The organism is Nostoc sp. DedVER02 (assembly GCF_034530675.2).
Classification (GTDB): Bacteria; Cyanobacteriota; Cyanobacteriia; order Cyanobacteriales; family Nostocaceae; genus Nostoc.
In genome coordinates this window covers 75,912-93,016 of sequence record NZ_JAVRCP020000017.1, presented here as the reverse complement: position 1 = coordinate 93,016, position 17,105 = coordinate 75,912, and the positions used below count along the sequence as shown (strand labels likewise).

Here is a 17,105-nt window from a genome sequence, read left to right as displayed (position 1 = left end):
CTACTCTCCCGCAGGTTCTAACAAAACATCCAAGCTTTTTTCCCACTCATCAAAGAATCCATCAGGCCATCGATCAATTCTGCCATTCCGATCAATGCGTGGTGAAACTACTTTTGTCAAAGCTTGTCCTTGTTTTTCTTGACGCTGAAAGTAATGTAATTGCACATCTTCTGGATTAAGTCTGCCGCCATGAACTGCAAGCCGAATTCCGTTTAAAACATGATCGCTATGAGTTTCTATCACCACTTGAACACCACAACTAGCAGCCAGTGCTAACAATTCACCCATTTCTGTCTGCCCTCTAGGATGAAGATGAGCCTCTGGGTTTTCAATTAAAATCAGCGTACCTGGAGGGGATGCAAGTACAGCTACAATAATTGGTAAGGTGTAGGTAATTCCAAATCCAACATTAGTATTACGATATCTGCTACTCACATCTTTTCCCATTTCAAATGAGTATTGCAAACTCATTAAATCAACACCTTGAATTGGGTTAACATGAATTCTTGTACCAGGGCTAATTTCTCCCATCCATGCTTCCACTTGATCCTTCAAAGATAGCGACTCTGCTTTTGGATGGCTTAATTTGTTTGGTTCACCTTGTTTAGGGCGTTCAAAAGCTTTAGGAACGGTCTGTGAATTTATCTGTTCGAGTCCAACAGTATTTATTCTAAAGTTACCAAAAACGTACAAAAAATGTTCTGTGTATTCACCTCTAGTACCAAGTTGAAAATGTTGATGTACTAAATCATCTGACATTTCAAATACTTTGCGAGGGCCAATCCGTTCAGCTTGCAGATAGTGAAAGTAATCACCAAAAAGGTTAAATCCATTTATATCTCTAATTTTTGGTGCTGCATCGCTACGGATAACATCTGCCTGCCTATCATAAATAAATCGCCATTTCCATGTTTTTTTCTCTTGATGATCTACAACAAGTTCAAAACTAATTATTTCTTCCTTTGCCCACTCAAATAGAGCATCTTGAGCAGTTCCAATATTAATCAAATCACCATTCAGAGCTAGACCTTTTTTTTGCAAAATTCCCTGTTGATAAGACTGGCGCAATAGAAGTAAGGATTGTAATACTGAGGACTTACCCATGCCATTAAGACCAGACAATAAATTTAATGGTTTAAACTCTAGTATCTGGTCTTCAAAGGCTTTAAAATTTTTTATATGTAGTAAATGTATCATGATAATACCGCTTTGATAATTTCTTCAATTTCATTCAATCGATATAATACAGTCTTAATAGTTCCTGTACTCCTATAGATAGGAGTATCAAATTTACCCTTATTAGTCAAATCTATTATTTTTTGTTTTATAATTTCTTTTCTTTCTTTAATCATCTTAACTTCTTGATTATTAAGTTTATATAAATTAACTGACCACGCTTCAAATAAGGACTTATTGATGGGATATCGTTTTGCTCCTTCTTTCATTTTCCGAAAAGCGTCTCTACCAAATACATCACATGCTAAATTCATTAAAATTAAAAAATCATTAGTTATTGTTTTTATTTCTTCCTCTGACATAAAATTTATATACGCCATAGTTTGATCTAATATTTTTTTAAAGCTTGTTTTTGTTTGAAATAATTCTTGATTGTTTATCATAAATACTAAAACTCTAAGTATACACTCTCGATCAGCCATTCTATCTGATTTTATTCCTTTGTCAGTAGCTTTTTGGAATTCAGATGATGCTGCTAAATCCTCTAGTAATTTCGTTGCTTTGCCTTGATTTAAAGCATGGCGAATTTCCTGGGTTGATAGAGATAAACCACTCGTATTAATCCGCTCAAAAATAGCCTGTTTAAATTCACTATCTGTACCTGGTTCAAGAAAAATCACTGTGACAACAGTTTCTTCTATCCTACGTTGATAATTCCGTGGAATTTCGTCATATATATTGCCATTAAAAAGAGTAAATGATTCTAGTCCAGTTAGCTTAAGTTTTTTATCTATCACAAACTCTTTTAAAGTAGTTAGCCTTTGTAAACCATCTATTACTAACCATTTCTCTTCCTTAGTTGCATCAATATAGAATGCCGGGATAGGAATACGAAGTAAAATTGACTCAATAAGCCTACTTTGAGCAATTTTATTCCAAACTGATTTTCGTTGGAATTCAGGAGATAATTCAATTTCATTATTCCTAATTCTATCCATTAAGTAGTCAACACTAATTTGTCTAGTTTCAATCCTAATCTTAGTAGGATCAAAGGGTTCACTTATATCTTCTTCTATTGTAATCTCATCCTCTTCTCCATCATCTTGTATTGTAATATCATCATTTTCTATTTTTGCCTCTTCTTTAAATAATTCAGAGTTAAGGTGGTTCAAATTTGTCATGGCACATACTCCTTAGCCTGAAAAAATAGTTACTAATAATTGATAATTTATCTGAATGACTTACCTTGATCGTACTACCTTCTAAGTTGTAATCAACATAAATGATCGCCCTCCTAATAGCTATAAATACCAAAGCAGCCAGAGTAGACCAGCTGCTTTAGAAAAAATATGATTACCTATTTATTTGGCTACCACAAAATTAACTGGTGTAGTCCCTGTTAAATCTAAAATCAGTATGATCGCCTCCGGTAAACTCACAGCGATCGCACCTTAAAGCTAAAAACCTATACTTCTAGTTCAACACCAAGCGATCATTCATTAAACATAATCTCAAAGTACACGCAGTAAGCTAGGAATACTTTCGATCGCTTCCAAATCCTGAATTTCTGCCAAAGCTTGCCGAAAATTACCTTCCCGTACATCATGGGTGACAACCACAATCTCTGCAAGTTCGTCTTGAAAGCCAGTTTGGACAATTGACTCTAAGCTAACGCCATAGTTACCAAAGCAAGTTCCCAATTTACCGATAACTCCAGGTTGGTCATTTGTAAGGAAACGGGCGTAAAACCGAGTTGTCAGTTCTGCCATTGGTGCAATTTGACAGTATTCTTGATGTCTACAAGCTATTAAAGGATTTGCAACTGCTGTATTAGTTTTGAGGACAGCAACTAAATTTAAAATATCCGATGTCACAGCACTGGCGGTTGCACCAGCACCAGCGCCAGGGCCGAAAAACATTACTTGTCCAATGGGTTCTCCTTCGACAAGGATGGCATTGTAAACGCCGTTGATGTTAGCCAAAGGGTGGGCTTTGGGCACTAAAGTCGGATGAACTCTTACGGATAGAGGAGATGAGGGGGTATCACGTTTAGCGATCGCTAACAATTTAATCACAAATCCCAACTTTTCAGCGTAGGCAATATCTGTCTTGCTAACTTGCCGAATTCCTTCGGTATAAACATCTTGTAGATTAATGCGTCCACCAAAGCCTAATGATGCGAGGATGGCAATTTTATCTGCTGCGTCTAAGCCATCAACATCGGCTGTGGGGTCAGCCTCAGCATAACCCAAGCGCTGGGCATCAGCTAAGACATCGTTGAAGTTGCTGCCTTCTGTTTGCATCCGCGTCAGGATGTAGTTAGTTGTACCGTTCACGATGCCTGTAACAGTGTGAATGCGGTTAACACTTAAAGACTGCTTTAGAGGTTGAATCACCGGAATCCCGCCACCCACAGCAGCTTCTAACATCACGTATACGCCAGCTTGATTGGCAGTTGTGAAAATTTCGGCTCCAAAGCGGGCGATCGCTGCTTTGTTGGCGGTGACTACGTGCTTACCATTACTTAAAGCTTTGAGAATTAGCGATCGCGCCGGTTCCAATCCCCCCATCACCTCGACAACTATATCTACCGCCGGATCGTTGACAATGGATTCTAAATCTGTAGTTAAGACTTCCGTAGATAATTCTACTGCACGGGATTTATCTAGCGATCGTACTCCCACCCGATAGATTTCTATCTCTTGCAACAACGGGTGACGGCCAACCCTATCTTGCAACAACTGCACTGTCCCCGTTCCCACGGTGCCTAATCCCAGTATTCCTAGTTTCACACCCATTTTGCACCCAATTAATTTTTAAGTGCTGAGTGCTGAGTGCTGAGTGCTGAGTAGTAAGAAGTAGTTAGTACTTTAGCCTTCAGAACTGAGAACTCTTTCCTCAGCTATTTACAATATTCATAACAAAACAATTGTAGGGTAGGCAATGCCCACCCTACTAATTCATAACTTTGTCATTTGTCCTTCGTCCTTTGTCTAAAACTAATGACTAATGACTAATGACTAACTTAGTAAGTTTCTACGTGCCAGCGGCCGGCTTTTTTAAGTTGCTTCTGGTAATCACTCCAGGTTACGCCTTCCTTAGCAGCAGCAGCAGTTAAGGCTGCATCAATACCTTCTTCCATACCGCGCAAACCGCAGATGTAGGTGTGGGTTTTTTCATTTTTAATCAACTGCCACAATTCATCAGCATGTTCTGCTACGCGGTCTTGAATATACATTCTACCGCCTTGGGGATTTTTCTGTTCGCGGCTGATGGCAGCAGTGAGGCGGAAGTTATCAGGATATTTTTGTTGAATTTCTTCCAGTTCTTCCTTATATAAAAGGTTTGGAGTTGTTGGTACACCAAATATCAACCAAGAGAATCCTTTAAATTGGTAATCTGGGTTAGCTGCTCTTTCTGCATCTTTAAACTGCCGCCACAGATAAGCCCGCATGGGAGCAATACCTGTTCCGGTTGCCATCATGATCACATTGGCTTCAGGGTCATTGGGTAACAACATTTCCTTACCCACAGGCCCGGTAATTTTTACCTCTTCCCCTGGCTTGAGGAAACACAGATGCGTAGAGCAAACACCGTAGACTGTTTCGCTAGTTTCTGGGTGCTTGTACTCCAACTGGCGGACGCACAGTGATACTGTCTTATCATCTACATCATCCCCATGACGAGTTGAAGCGATGGAATACAGTCTAAGTTTCTCCGGCTTGCCGTTCTTGTCTACTCCTGGTGGAATAATCCCAATACTTTGGCCTTCTATATACTTCAAATCACTGCCAGATAAGTCAAATTTAAGGTGTTGAACAATGCCAATACCACCTTCTTTAACTAGTGGTTCATTAGATATTACCTTACCAATAAACGGAGCATTGGGACGGTAAGTGTTAACAGGAACGTCACCGTGGTCTTTTTTGGCTTTCGCTTGAGTCATGGTGTTGCCTTTCTTGTCCTTGTTCTCTTCAGCACTATGAGCATTCACAGGTGTGGCTTTACCATTCCCTTCACTGTTAGCAGTTTCCCCAGATGTAGCTAACTCGCTGACAACGCTATTAGCACTCCCAAATGAGGCTTTACCATTAACTGGCTCTAGAGCAGTTACAGGCTGGATGCTAACAATTGTGCCGCCTAGACGAGTGATACGTCGCATTTCTTGATTCATGCGGTTGTAAGGCACTCTGATGAACACACTGCCACTTTTCCGAATTGGGTAGTTAGTTTGATCAGTTTCTTCGCTCTGACGCAAACCCACCACTTCATAGAGGAAGATGCGGCTACCTAATTCTGTGTTGGCAGCACCCTCAACAGCACCTTGATTGTACATTCGTTCTACCACTCCGATAATTTACTTAACCGTTTTTCAAAAAAACTATTCCCATCCCATGCCAGCTTTAGTTTACCGGATTTTTGTTTCACAAAACTGGAGAAAGAAGGAAAAACGGCATCATTAAATTAATGCCTTGCTAAGTACACTCACCAAAGACATGCAGGCATAGCAAAAAACACACCTGTTCACCTTCTAAGTTAAAGGATAAGTCTTGTGGAGAATGTTAATAATGAGTCAATTTAATCTTTTTTTTGTTAACTACCACCCGCATGAGCAAGATAGCTTTTTACTTGACTACCCTACGAGCAAGCCACAATAGCAAATATTGAACGACAAAGAGAACGGTGATTTAAGCAACTGTAATCAGTTTTACCTAATGTAATAAATCTGTCAACCTCTATCAGTACTTTGTCATAACGTCAACGCTTCTATGATGAACATATCTATAAATTTACAGCTAATAATTTGACTCATGCAAGTTCTTTGCTCATTCGTTGGATAGATTTTTGCTTTGAATATCTTAAGCATTGTCGAACTGGAATTACAATTTAAGAACATCAAAAGATTCACTGCGATAATAAATTATACCTTATAAACTTGATTGTATAGAGTCACAAGTTGCAGAATGAAAAAGGCACAAGACTTATGGACGGTGTTGATCCCCATTTTTAAATTAACAACTAAATCAAGAAAAAATGATTGATGAACCACGCTAATTCTTCTTGACAGCAATCTTGTATGGGATACCTCCTTCTGTTAAAATCAAATATACCACTAGGATTAAATACTTACCGGCACCAAAATTCAGGCTAGTCCGACGAGTAGCAACTAAATTATTTTGTTGTCTACCCGCTTGGTGTCTTATAGATGTGCTAGGTAGCAAGAACGCAGGATAAACCAAAAGGGTAAACTCCTGGCTTCAGAATCTGCTGTGTGAAAAAATATTGACACAATTTTAGTATTTTAGAGGAGATTTATGACAAATAAGCCGGAACGCGTGGTACTAATTGGAGTAGCCGGAGACTCTGGATGCGGGAAATCTACGTTTTTGCGTCGTTTGATAGATTTGTTTGGTGAAGATTTGATGACAGTCATTTGCTTGGATGACTATCACTCCTTAGATCGCAAACAGCGTAAAGAAACTGGGATAACGGCACTAGACCCCAGGGCGAACAATTTTGACCTGATGTATGAGCAAATTAAAGCGCTCAAAAGTGGTCAGGCGATTGATAAGCCGATTTACAACCACGAAACTGGCTTGATTGATCCGCCAGAACGGGTGGAGCCAAATCACATTATAGTTGTTGAAGGACTGCATCCTTTATATGATGAGCGGGTGCGATCGCTAATCGACTTCAGCGTTTATTTTGACATTAGCGATGAAGTCAAAATTGCCTGGAAAATCCAGCGAGATATGGCTGAACGCGGCCATCGCTACGAAGATGTGTTGGCGCAAATCAATTCTCGCAAACCTGACTTTGAAAAGTTTATCGAACCACAAAGAGAATTTGCTGATGTAGTTCTCCAAGTATTACCCACCAACTTGATCAAAAACGATACTGAACGTAGGGTATTAAGAGTACGTATGCTTCAGAGAGAAGGTAAGGAAGGCTTCGATCCAACCTACCTATTTGATGAAGGGTCAACAATTAATTGGACTCCCTGTGGACGTAAACTAACTTGTTCTTACCCTGGTATGCAGCTATACTACGGTTCAGATGTTTACTACGGTCGCTATGTCTCAGTACTTGAGGTGGATGGTCAATTTGACAACCTAGAAGAAGTAATTTATATCGAAACCCATCTCAGCAATACATCCACCAAATACCAGGGTGAATTGACTCACTTGTTACTCCAGCACCGTGAGTATCCAGGTTCCAATAATGGTACTGGTTTCTTCCAAGTACTTACAGGTTTGAAAATGCGTGCTGCTTATGAGCGTTTAACAGCTGCGGAAGCGAAGTTAGCGGTTCAGGTTTAAAAGCAGCAGTGCTTGTGTCAAAATTTATGGGGGCGCTTCTGGGCGTTCCCTTTTTTTGTGTTATTAAATACATTCAATCCAGAAAATCGTTACTATCAATTGAGATTTTTTAAAGATACTTACCTTATATTTAATGGTTTTTATCAATCTTAGGAAGATACTAACTACTGAAGTATAAATATTGTTATGATTTCATAAATTAACGTGAGTTGGACAGCTTATGTGGTGTTCGCTTAATAAGTTGAATTACATACCTCCTAGAGGTTTTCCTACACAAAACCGTCCTTCTCCAAGTCGGAGAGGAACAGATTAGAACTTTAGTTCCAGTCAGGGAAAGGTTCATCGAACTCACGTTAAATTAGGTAGTCAAACTAGATACCATATTTAGTTCAGCGAAAAAACTCAAGTCAGGAGGAATTTGCTTTGTCTCGTCGATATTTATTTACCTCCGAGTCAGTCACCGAAGGTCATCCAGATAAAATCTGCGATCAGATTTCTGATACCATTCTAGATGCCCTACTGACACAAGACCCTAGCAGTCGTGTTGCTGCCGAAGTAGTAGTTAACACTGGTTTGGTGCTAATCACTGGTGAGATAACCACCAAAGCCAATGTGAATTTCGTCAATCTTGCCCGTAAAAAAATTGCCGAAATTGGTTACACTAACGCTGATAATGGTTTTTCTGCTAACAGCACCAGCGTTTTGCTGGCTTTAGACGAGCAATCACCCGATATTGCTCAAGGCGTTAATACCGCCCAAGAAACCCGCGAACAAGATAGTGATGAACAATTCGACAAAATTGGTGCGGGCGACCAAGGTATAATGTTTGGCTTTGCCAGCAACGAAACACCAGAACTGATGCCCTTACCCATCAGTCTCGCCCACCGCATTGCCCGCCGATTGGCAGCAGTTCGCAAAACAGGTGAATTGTCATACCTGCGTCCTGATGGTAAAACTCAAGTAACAGTGGTTTACGAAGATGGACGACCAGTAGGTATTGATACCATTCTAATTTCCACCCAGCATACAGCTAATATCGGGGAAATTACGGATGAGGCGGCTGTACAAGCCAAGATAAAACAAGAACTCTGGACAGCAGTAGTCGAACCTGTTTTCGGCGACATTGACGTTAAGCCTAATCAGGAAACACGTTTTTTAGTCAACCCCACTGGCAAATTTGTCGTTGGTGGCCCTCAAGGAGACTCTGGTCTGACAGGACGAAAAATAATCGTTGATACCTACGGTGGTTATTCACGGCATGGTGGCGGTGCTTTTTCTGGCAAAGACCCCACGAAAGTAGACCGTTCTGCTGCTTATGCGGCTCGCTATGTGGCAAAAAATATTGTTGCTGCCGGGTTAGCAGAAAAAGTTGAAATTCAGCTATCTTATGCTATTGGTGTAGCGCGACCAACAAGCATTTTAGTGGATACTTTTGGTACTGGCAAAGTGGATGAAGAAACCTTACTGGAATTAATCAACCAACACTTTGAACTGCGTCCAGCAGGAATTATTCATACCTTCAACTTACGTAACTTACCAAGTGAACGAGGCGGACGTTTTTATCAGGACGTCGCGGCTTACGGTCATTTTGGGCGGGCTGATTTAGACTTGCCTTGGGAACAGACCGATAAAGCCGAATTGTTGAAGCAAGCGGCAAACGAATCACTTTCGGCGGTAGTTGCTCAGGCAGTAACTTAGACTTATAGGCTACTGCAAAAATTTAGCATATTGATTTGAGGGTATTGGCAAGTTGTTAAATTGCCTATGCCCTCATTTTTTAGTAGCCACAATGAATATTAAAAGTGAGTGGGGATTGAGGGTGTCGTCCAATAGACCTCTTGCAAAAATGCTTTTTGCACTCTTAGGGAAAAGGGTAAAGGTTACTGGCGTTGGGGACGATACAGAACTTTTTCCCCTTCCCCCCGCACCTTATCCCCAGAGCAGGGTGGTTTCATACAAACAGAGAAAAATGACAATACTTATGGGAGGCGATGGGAAATTGACAATCTGGAAGTATGAACAATCTCATCGAACAGTTGCAGTAGGTTCCAGACTATCGGCACATTAGAGGACGGAGACATGAATTGTGGTTAGTGTGACATTCATAACGATAGATGGAAATTGGTTGTGCTTTTTTCATCTTCCGTTACTGGGGTGCTTGTTCTTATAGGCATCCCTTTATTTTTGCCCCGCCTCTCAAGGGCGCGATCGCTTGCTTTAGTCTAAAGTCCAGTTATTAATGGCATGAGCTTGGCATTTTGCTTTTTTTGTCTTTTATTCCCTACAATCCTTGGCGATGATATCGCTCGTCGCCACTGGAGTAATCCCCAGGTGTTTTGGATAGTAGCACTTGTCCCACTACTAGGCCCACTTGTTTATCTTCGCTTGCGCCCGGCCCCTACCATCAACTATTCGTGAAGAATGGTTAATAGCTAATCGGTAGTAGATTTCTTGTATTGACCGCCAAGGTTCAATTCCAGGAACAAGTGTAAGAATTTTAGGGCAACATACCTAAATGAAATGCGTAGAGTAAGCCCTTGTAAATATTGAGAGCCTCCTTTTGTCAAAGAATTGGGGGTTTTCTGTTGCAGGTGCGTAAATCCCAAGAGAAAATTTTTTCTGAAAGTACTTTACAAAACGCAATAAATTCTTTAAGATGTGTAACAGGTAGTCAAACCTACCTAATTCATCCGCAAATAATCGCATTTATAAATAACCATGACAGCAACCATCCAACGCCGCGAAAGCGCCAACGTATGGGATAGATTCTGTGAGTGGATCACCAGCACCAACAACCGGATTTACATCGGTTGGTTCGGCGTAATCATGATCCCCACCTTACTAGCCGCAACCGCTTGCTTCGTAATCGCCTTCATCGCCGCACCTCCCGTTGACATCGATGGCATCCGCGAACCAGTAGCAGGTTCCTTGATATACGGAAACAACATCATCTCCGGTGCAGTAGTACCTTCCTCCAACGCCATCGGCTTGCACTTCTACCCAATTTGGGAAGCAGCATCTCTTGATGAGTGGTTGTACAACGGTGGCCCTTACCAATTGGTAGTATTCCACTTCCTGATTGGGGTATTCTGCTACTTAGGTCGTGAATGGGAACTATCCTACCGCTTAGGTATGCGTCCTTGGATTGCAATTGCATATTCTGCTCCAGTTGCAGCAGCAACCGCAGTATTCTTGGTATACCCAATCGGACAAGGCTCATTCTCTGATGGTATGCCCCTGGGTATTTCTGGAACCTTCAACTTCATGATCGTGTTCCAAGCAGAACACAACATCTTGATGCACCCCTTCCACCAGTTAGGTGTAGCCGGTGTATTCGGCGGAAGCTTGTTCAGTGCAATGCACGGTTCTTTGGTAACTTCCTCACTAGTTCGTGAAACCACCGAAACCGAATCTCAAAACTACGGTTACAAATTTGGTCAAGAAGAAGAAACCTACAACATCGTTGCAGCCCACGGCTACTTCGGTCGGTTAATCTTCCAATACGCTTCTTTCAACAACAGCCGTTCACTGCACTTTTTCTTAGCAGCATGGCCTGTAATCGGCATCTGGTTCACCGCCTTGGGTGTAAGCACAATGGCGTTCAACTTGAACGGTTTCAACTTCAACCAATCAATCATTGATTCTGAAGGTCGTGTGATTTCAACTTGGGCTGATGTTATCAACCGCGCTAACTTGGGTATGGAAGTAATGCACGAGCGCAATGCTCACAACTTCCCTCTTGATTTAGCATCTGCACAGTCTGCTCCTGTTGCAATGACTGCTCCTGCCATCAACGGTTAATTATTACAAGACGCGATGAATCGCGTCTCTACAGATAAAAAAGCGCCCCTTATTAACAGGGAGCGCTTTTTTATTTGAACATTTCTGATAAATTAAATGGTCAACCCAAAATTCTATAGGAATGTCATCATAGTTAAAGTAAAAACATTCTGGAGACAAGACAACGGTTTACGCACGCCCTTTAGCACGGTTAATTGAGCAATTGCAACGCCTGCCGGGAGTTGGCCCTAAATCTGCCCAACGGCTGGCTTTGCATATTTTGAAGCGTCCAGAAGCAGAAGTAGAAGCTTTGGCGCAAGCTTTAGTTGAAGCAAAAAAACAGATCGGCTTGTGTTCTGTTTGCTTTCACTTATCTGCTGAACCTGTTTGTGAAATTTGCCGCAATGCCAACCGTGATAACAATACTATCTGTGTCGTAGCAGATCCCCGCGATGTGATTGCGCTGGAAAAAACCCGCGAGTACAAAGGCAAATATCACGTTTTGGGTGGGGTGATTTCGCCAATTGATGGAATTGGGCCAGAACAGTTGAATATACTGGCTTTGCAGCGCCGGGTAAATCAGCAAAAACCTCAAGAAGTAATTTTGGCAATTAGTCCGAGTGTAGAAGGTGAGACAACAACATTATATATAGGTCAGCTATTGAAACCATTTACTAAGGTGACACGGATTGCCTTTGGTTTACCCGTCGGTGGTGATTTGGAGTACGCCGACGAAGTTACCCTGGCACGAGCATTGGAAGGACGTAGGGAGTTAGATTAGGCTTAATTAAATAATTCGTAATTCGTAATCCGTAATTCGTAATTAATGAGTTCATAGTAAGCACTGAAGTGCTTAAAAATTCAGGACTAAAGTCCTTACTACAAACTTTTTCATCTCTCAAAATTAATGCTTGCTTTTAACAAGGGGTAAGTTTTGTCGCGGGGTCTAAATCCCCGTTGCAAACGCTAATTACGTTAGTGATAGCGCAGCGTCATTACGAATTATTTTAATTCGGTTTACCTGTAATCGTGAATGCTGCCCAGTAGTAAGGATGATTATAAAGATTTTTATCGGATGCCATTTTACTATTTCTATATAGTTGTGTGGCTAAATAAGTTTGAATTCGTAATTCTTCGGGATGCAGATTATTCAAGATATCTTCATACCATTTTGTCAGTTCTCCAGCAGTTAGTTCTTTTAGCCATCGTGTTGCTTCCGCTAAGGCAGTAATTGCTGATTTATTAGGCTGTAATCTCCGGTAAAACTCTATCATTACCAAAGCACTAGCTGAAGATTCTACACTCCAGAGAGTACTAATTACATGAGGAACGCCCTGACTTACTAAACCACTGGCTAAACTTACATATTCGCTATTGATAAGGTGGTTGCTAGTACTTAGGTTCTCACAGGCAGAGAGAGTAATAAGGTTGTAATTTGATAAATTTTGTTGACAAATTTCATCTAGAGTCAGCTTATCTTCGCCTGATAACGCTAATTCTGATTTTTTTGGTTCAGCCAAATTATTAGTGACATGACCCGTAAAATGAAAGATATTATAACTATCAAACAAGGCGTTTTCGACAATATTTTTTGTAGCTTCTGCTCCCTGTATTCGCTGGATATTATTAAACATCTGGCTAACAACTTCAGACTCCAGTTTGGCGAATTTCAGCGTAGGATAACCTGCACTTTCAGGATGTTCAACACTGAGCAATAACTGATTTTGCCACTGCCAAATATCCTCAGTTCTGATTGATAAACCTATTTGGGCACTAGGTAGATAGGTAACAGTGAAATTTGACTCCACATTCGGCAACTCTTCCTGGGATGGGGTAGAGAGATGGAAAAGAGTATGAATGGGCAATTTGTACAAGTCGCGGTGAGGAATTAAAACCAGTTGGGTGATACCTTCGAGTTCCTGGGCAATTGTGGAAATATTCAAGATGCCATACAACTGCACCAGTTTCTGTTCCATATCCACTCGCCAAGAATGCTGGATTTTACTTTCTTTGTCTTGGGGTGTGGTGCGATATTCTTGGTATTGTTGATGCCAATCTTCTAGCCAAGTTTCAAATTCAATTAGGCGTTGCACTGCTTCGGGTAGTGGCAATTCATTGAGACGGATAGCGTCTTCTCCTAAAGGTATTCCCCCAGCATCTTGCATGGGTGTAAACAGGAGGATCGGTGATGGCGCTTGGTCTTTGAGAATAAAAGTATGTAGGGCTACTGGGCTAATATGCCAGTAAATAATTGCTGTTGTAGGATTGAATAGTTCTTGAATTGCACCATAATAGGGCGAGTAAATATTCTCATTCCAACCAGAAAGTAGCCAGTTTAAACAAGCATTTTTGCCTTGTTCGGCAATTTCCCAAGCTTCTACTAAATCACCAGACTCTACTGCTAAATCAACTGCTAATTGATCGAAGCCTGCAAATTTCAAAGCTAGCTGTTTTTTACTTTCGTCTGAGCGAGTTTCTTCACTCAACAATTGTCGCAATAAATCTGTACCGCGTTGCAGCAATTCTTGAACTTGTGTTGTTTGTCCTAAACCCATCAGTACTTTGCTGAGAGATTGCAAAACTTCTAGGTGAAATAGAGGAAAATATTCTAGTGTCAAGGTTAGCAGCGCCTGATGGTACTCAGATGCAGCTTTGCGCCAATAATCGCGGGGATTGGAATGTTTTTTGCCTTGCTCGTAATAAGTATTAGCGATCGCTAAATGCAATCTACCCCAACCTTCTGGATGGGTATCTGTCCGCAGATGCCTTAATCCTTCTTCGTAGCTGGCTAATTTTCCTTCGTAGCCACCCTGTTGTAAGTCGGGATTTGTCGCTGTGATATTACTTGAAAAATTCAGCAATGCGTCAGCATCCACTAAATGACCGATCGCAGTTCCCCGACCAATCCAAGCTTCCCAGTAATCTTGTTTAATTTCCAAAGCGTTGTCATAACAAGCGATCGCTTCGGTAAATTGTTCTAAATAAAACAGCGCTACTGCCTGATTATACCAAGCTAGGTGGAAGTCGGGTTTAATAGCGATCGCTTGCCTATAGGAGGCGATCGCTTCTTGGCGACGACCTAAGTTATCTAATGCTATACCTCGGTTGTACCAAGCTAAGTAGAAGTCGGCTTGAATTGAAAGGGCTTTGTCCCAGGAGGCGATCGCTTCTGACCACCTTCCCAAATTAAACAGCACTACACCCCGATCTATCCAAACTTCGTGATACTCAGAGTCAATTTCTAGCGCTTTATCATAGGATATAATCGCCTCTGCAAATTGTTCGCCTACAGCTAAGGCTATACCTCGGTGATACCAGTTTTCCCGGTCTTCTGGTTCTAAATGCAGGGCTTGGTCATAACTAGCGATCGCTTCGGGTAGCCAACCTAATTTCAGCAGCGCCAAACCTTTGCTAGACCACGCTTCTTGATAATCTGGCTTGACTTCTATGGCTTTATCAAAAGAAGCGATCGCTTCTTCAAAATATCCTAATTCTCCGAGAGTTCCACCCCGGTTGTACCATGCTTTGTAGAAGTCGGGTTTTAGTTGTATGGCTGTTTCGTAAGAGGCGATCGCTTCATCAAAACGTTCTAAGTGGAACAGTGTCAAGCCTCGATTAAACCAATACTCTGAGATTTCAGGTTGAAGTTCAATAGCTTGGTCATAAGATGCGATCGCGCCTAACAAATCCCCAGTTTTTGCTTGGCTTAGACCTTGGTAAAACCACCCTTGAGCGTGGGTAATCGGATTATTGCTATGTTGCTCAATAGTACCAGGGGAATTACTGCTTTGAACTGCCAAGTTAGAAGCAAGTTGCTGGACTAAATTGGTACTCTGATCCAATCTCACCCACAACTCATCTAATGTATTAGCCACATCTGGCTCTAAATTTGTCAAAGCGCTATCCCAGGTTTCCACTGAGGGAGAAGTTGTTAATTCACTTCTTTGCCTAGTAGAAAGAAGATTTGCTCCTGTTGTACTTTGAACAACTTCATCATCGAATCTCAGTTGGGCTAACGAGGTGATTGAATCTTCCTTTGCGGGAAGAGGGAGATTTTCGAGTATCGTGGTTTGGGCTTCTTCCCTTTCATCCTCCAACACCAGTTCCTCTAAATTCTCAGTTAATCCTAAATTCTCAGTGAATCTTTCTTCAAAAGAGGTATTTTCAGGCGCTGACGTAATTGGCTCAACGTCTGGAATTGGCTCAACATCTGGCGCATCATATTCCCATAACTGCTCACCTAAACTACGAATTAGTTCTTGCCCAGGCGAAGTTGGGATAATTTCTTCATCGGTTGTGATTTCTCCGACATCAGGCTCATCATACTCCCATAACTGCTCGCCGAAATTGCGGATCAGTTCTTGCCCAGGAGTAATTTCTTCGATATCAGGCTCATCATACTCCCATAACTGCTCCCCTAAATTGCTGCTCAGTTCTTCCCCAGGAGTAATTTCTACCCCATATTGTTCAGGAGTGATTTCTAAGCCATCTTCTGGATAATTCTCCTGATACTCTATCTGTGTAGGTGAGTTTTGCATCATTCGGATGCCAATTTCATAAGCAACATCTCCAATTCTGCCCACACCAAGTTCTCCTAATTGCACCATCTGGGATGCTAAAAGAGGATTCGGTGTAGGTGAAGCTAGCAAGCTTTCGCCAAACATCACCAACCAATCTATCCAGCGTTCAGCCGGAATCCGATTTTCGACCCGTTGCAGATACCTCAATGCCCACTGTCGTCCTCGTGCTTGATGCACGCCTTCTAACAATTGGATAAACAATTGTTCTAGATCGGCATTGGTTAGTTCTGGTAGTACACCCACCAGATTGCGCCCTCTCGCACCCTTGAGAGAACTACCCTGCTTACTTTCAATGAGGCGCTTTAAAAACCTTTTAAGCGACTGCGATATCCGCCTGAGCATCTGCCACACTATTGGATTTTGTTTTTCTAGATTGTAGCCATCGTTGTGTTAAAAAAATCATCAATTACGTAAAAATCCATTAGATTGTGACGGCGCTTCCGTCGCAGGTTAGCAAAAAATATACAAACATTCAAGATTAAAGCATTACAACGTTACAATTCCCCGATTCTACTAATTTCCTGTTTGCTCTGTAGTCGATTCACCGCCGGGATATAATTGATTGATCAATGCCTGGACAAGCACTTGTGGATCGTCTGTCTCAATGGCAAGCTGTTGAGCAATCTGCTGGCGTAAATTTTCATCGTCTTGCAACATCACAAACAACTCTTCTAGGGTGACAGTTTGGTATTCTCCCTCTGGAGGGTTTCCTTGTGCATCTACTGACTCTGATATCGGGGCGGTTGGCTCAGAGGGTAAAATCGTGCTGACACCATCTGGCCCTTCATATTCCCAAATTGGTTCGCCTTGATTGCGTGTCAACAACTGCATCCCGATACTATAGGCAACATCTCCGACTTCTCCGATGTTCAACTCACCCAGTTGTACTAATCGCGCTGCTATTTCATTATTGGGTGTAGGTGATGCTAGCAATTTTTCGCCAAAGCGCCCTAACCATTTAACCCAGTCTTCAGTTGTAATTCGATGTTCAATATTATGCAGCCACTTTTGCGCCCAGGCTTCCCCTCGTGCTTGATGTACTCCTTGCAATAGCTCAGTGAAGAGAAATTCCAGATCCGTATCGCTTAGGGGTGGTGCTGGTTCTTTTGGGATATTCCCTCTAGATTTTGAGACATTCTGTTTTCCACCGAATAAGCTCTGAAAAAGCTTTTTGAGCCATTGAAATAGCCGCTTGAGCATCTGCTGCACCATCGAGTTTTGCTTATCCTAAAATTGTAGCGATCGCACT

The 17,105-nt window shown here is 41.7% G+C and carries 10 protein-coding genes; 4 read left to right on the top strand and 6 right to left on the bottom strand.

The window, feature by feature from the left end; translation table 11 throughout:
* The 4 genes from RMZ41_RS18330 to petH form a co-directional block, all read right to left on the bottom strand.
* Positions 1 to 1,197 carry an AAA family ATPase gene (locus RMZ41_RS18330; RefSeq protein WP_322641548.1) on the bottom strand — a complete coding sequence of 399 codons (1,197 nt, stop codon included), beginning with the start codon at positions 1,195 to 1,197 and terminating at the stop codon, positions 1 to 3.
* Entirely contained in the window at positions 1,194 to 2,357 is a 1,164-nt protein-coding gene (locus RMZ41_RS18325; protein ID WP_322641549.1) for a DUF262 domain-containing protein, read from the bottom strand. The genes RMZ41_RS18330 and RMZ41_RS18325 overlap by 4 nt, the downstream gene beginning before the upstream one ends.
* 330 nt (positions 2,358 to 2,687) lie before the next feature.
* Positions 2,688 to 3,974, bottom strand: coding sequence for a homoserine dehydrogenase (locus RMZ41_RS18320; protein ID WP_322641550.1), 1,287 nt, complete (start codon positions 3,972 to 3,974; stop codon positions 2,688 to 2,690).
* Between the two features lie 227 nt (positions 3,975 to 4,201).
* Complete coding sequence (gene petH / locus RMZ41_RS18315; RefSeq protein WP_322641551.1) at positions 4,202 to 5,512, bottom strand: ferredoxin--NADP reductase; 1,311 nt, start codon at positions 5,510 to 5,512, stop codon at positions 4,202 to 4,204.
* A 979-nt stretch (positions 5,513 to 6,491) separates the two neighbouring features.
* On the opposite strand from petH, the gene RMZ41_RS18310 reads away from it, so the two are divergent.
* The 4 genes from RMZ41_RS18310 to recR all read left to right on the top strand — a co-directional run bounded on the left by RMZ41_RS18310 (position 6,492) and on the right by recR (position 12,057).
* The gene (locus tag RMZ41_RS18310; RefSeq protein WP_322641552.1) at positions 6,492 to 7,496 is read left to right on the top strand and encodes a phosphoribulokinase; all 1,005 of its coding nucleotides are present in this window, start codon (positions 6,492 to 6,494) and stop codon (positions 7,494 to 7,496) included.
* A gap of 423 nt (positions 7,497 to 7,919) precedes the next feature.
* On the top strand, positions 7,920 to 9,194 hold the full coding sequence (metK, locus tag RMZ41_RS18305; protein WP_322641553.1) for a methionine adenosyltransferase: 1,275 nt from the start codon (positions 7,920 to 7,922) through the stop codon (positions 9,192 to 9,194).
* 1,020 nt (positions 9,195 to 10,214) lie between these two features.
* Positions 10,215 to 11,297 (top strand): photosystem II q(b) protein, encoded by a 1,083-nt coding sequence (gene psbA / locus RMZ41_RS18300; RefSeq protein WP_409875567.1) that lies wholly within the window; start codon positions 10,215 to 10,217, stop codon positions 11,295 to 11,297.
* 202 nt (positions 11,298 to 11,499) lie between these two features.
* Positions 11,500 to 12,057 carry a recombination mediator RecR gene (gene recR / locus RMZ41_RS18295; protein ID WP_245245965.1) on the top strand — a complete coding sequence of 186 codons (558 nt, stop codon included), beginning with the start codon at positions 11,500 to 11,502 and terminating at the stop codon, positions 12,055 to 12,057.
* A 226-nt stretch (positions 12,058 to 12,283) separates the two neighbouring features.
* On the opposite strand, the gene RMZ41_RS18290 is transcribed toward recR, so the two are convergent.
* Positions 12,284 to 16,198, bottom strand: coding sequence for a CHAT domain-containing protein (locus RMZ41_RS18290; protein WP_322644847.1), 3,915 nt, complete (start codon positions 16,196 to 16,198; stop codon positions 12,284 to 12,286).
* 171 nt (positions 16,199 to 16,369) lie between these two features.
* Positions 16,370 to 17,056: a hypothetical protein gene (locus RMZ41_RS18285; RefSeq protein WP_409875586.1), complete on the bottom strand. Its 687-nt coding sequence runs from the start codon at positions 17,054 to 17,056 to the stop codon at positions 16,370 to 16,372.
* Positions 17,057 to 17,105 lie beyond the last annotated feature (49 nt).

Excerpts from the sequence above, each read along its gene's own strand:
- psbA (WP_409875567.1), top strand. The coding sequence starts at position 10,215 with ATGACAGCAACCATCCAACGCCGCGAAAGCGCCAACGTATGGGATAGA.
- RMZ41_RS18325 (WP_322641549.1), bottom strand. The coding sequence starts at position 2,357 with ATGACAAATTTGAACCACCTTAACTCTGAATTATTTAAAGAAGAGGCA.
- RMZ41_RS18290 (WP_322644847.1), bottom strand. The coding sequence starts at position 16,198 with ATGCTCAGGCGGATATCGCAGTCGCTTAAAAGGTTTTTAAAGCGCCTC.
- petH (WP_322641551.1), bottom strand. The coding sequence starts at position 5,512 with ATGTACAATCAAGGTGCTGTTGAGGGTGCTGCCAACACAGAATTAGGT.
- RMZ41_RS18310 (WP_322641552.1), top strand. The coding sequence starts at position 6,492 with ATGACAAATAAGCCGGAACGCGTGGTACTAATTGGAGTAGCCGGAGAC.
- RMZ41_RS18320 (WP_322641550.1), bottom strand. The coding sequence starts at position 3,974 with ATGGGTGTGAAACTAGGAATACTGGGATTAGGCACCGTGGGAACGGGG.
- RMZ41_RS18285 (WP_409875586.1), bottom strand. The coding sequence starts at position 17,056 with ATGCTCAAGCGGCTATTTCAATGGCTCAAAAAGCTTTTTCAGAGCTTA.
- RMZ41_RS18330 (WP_322641548.1), bottom strand. The coding sequence starts at position 1,197 with ATGATACATTTACTACATATAAAAAATTTTAAAGCCTTTGAAGACCAG.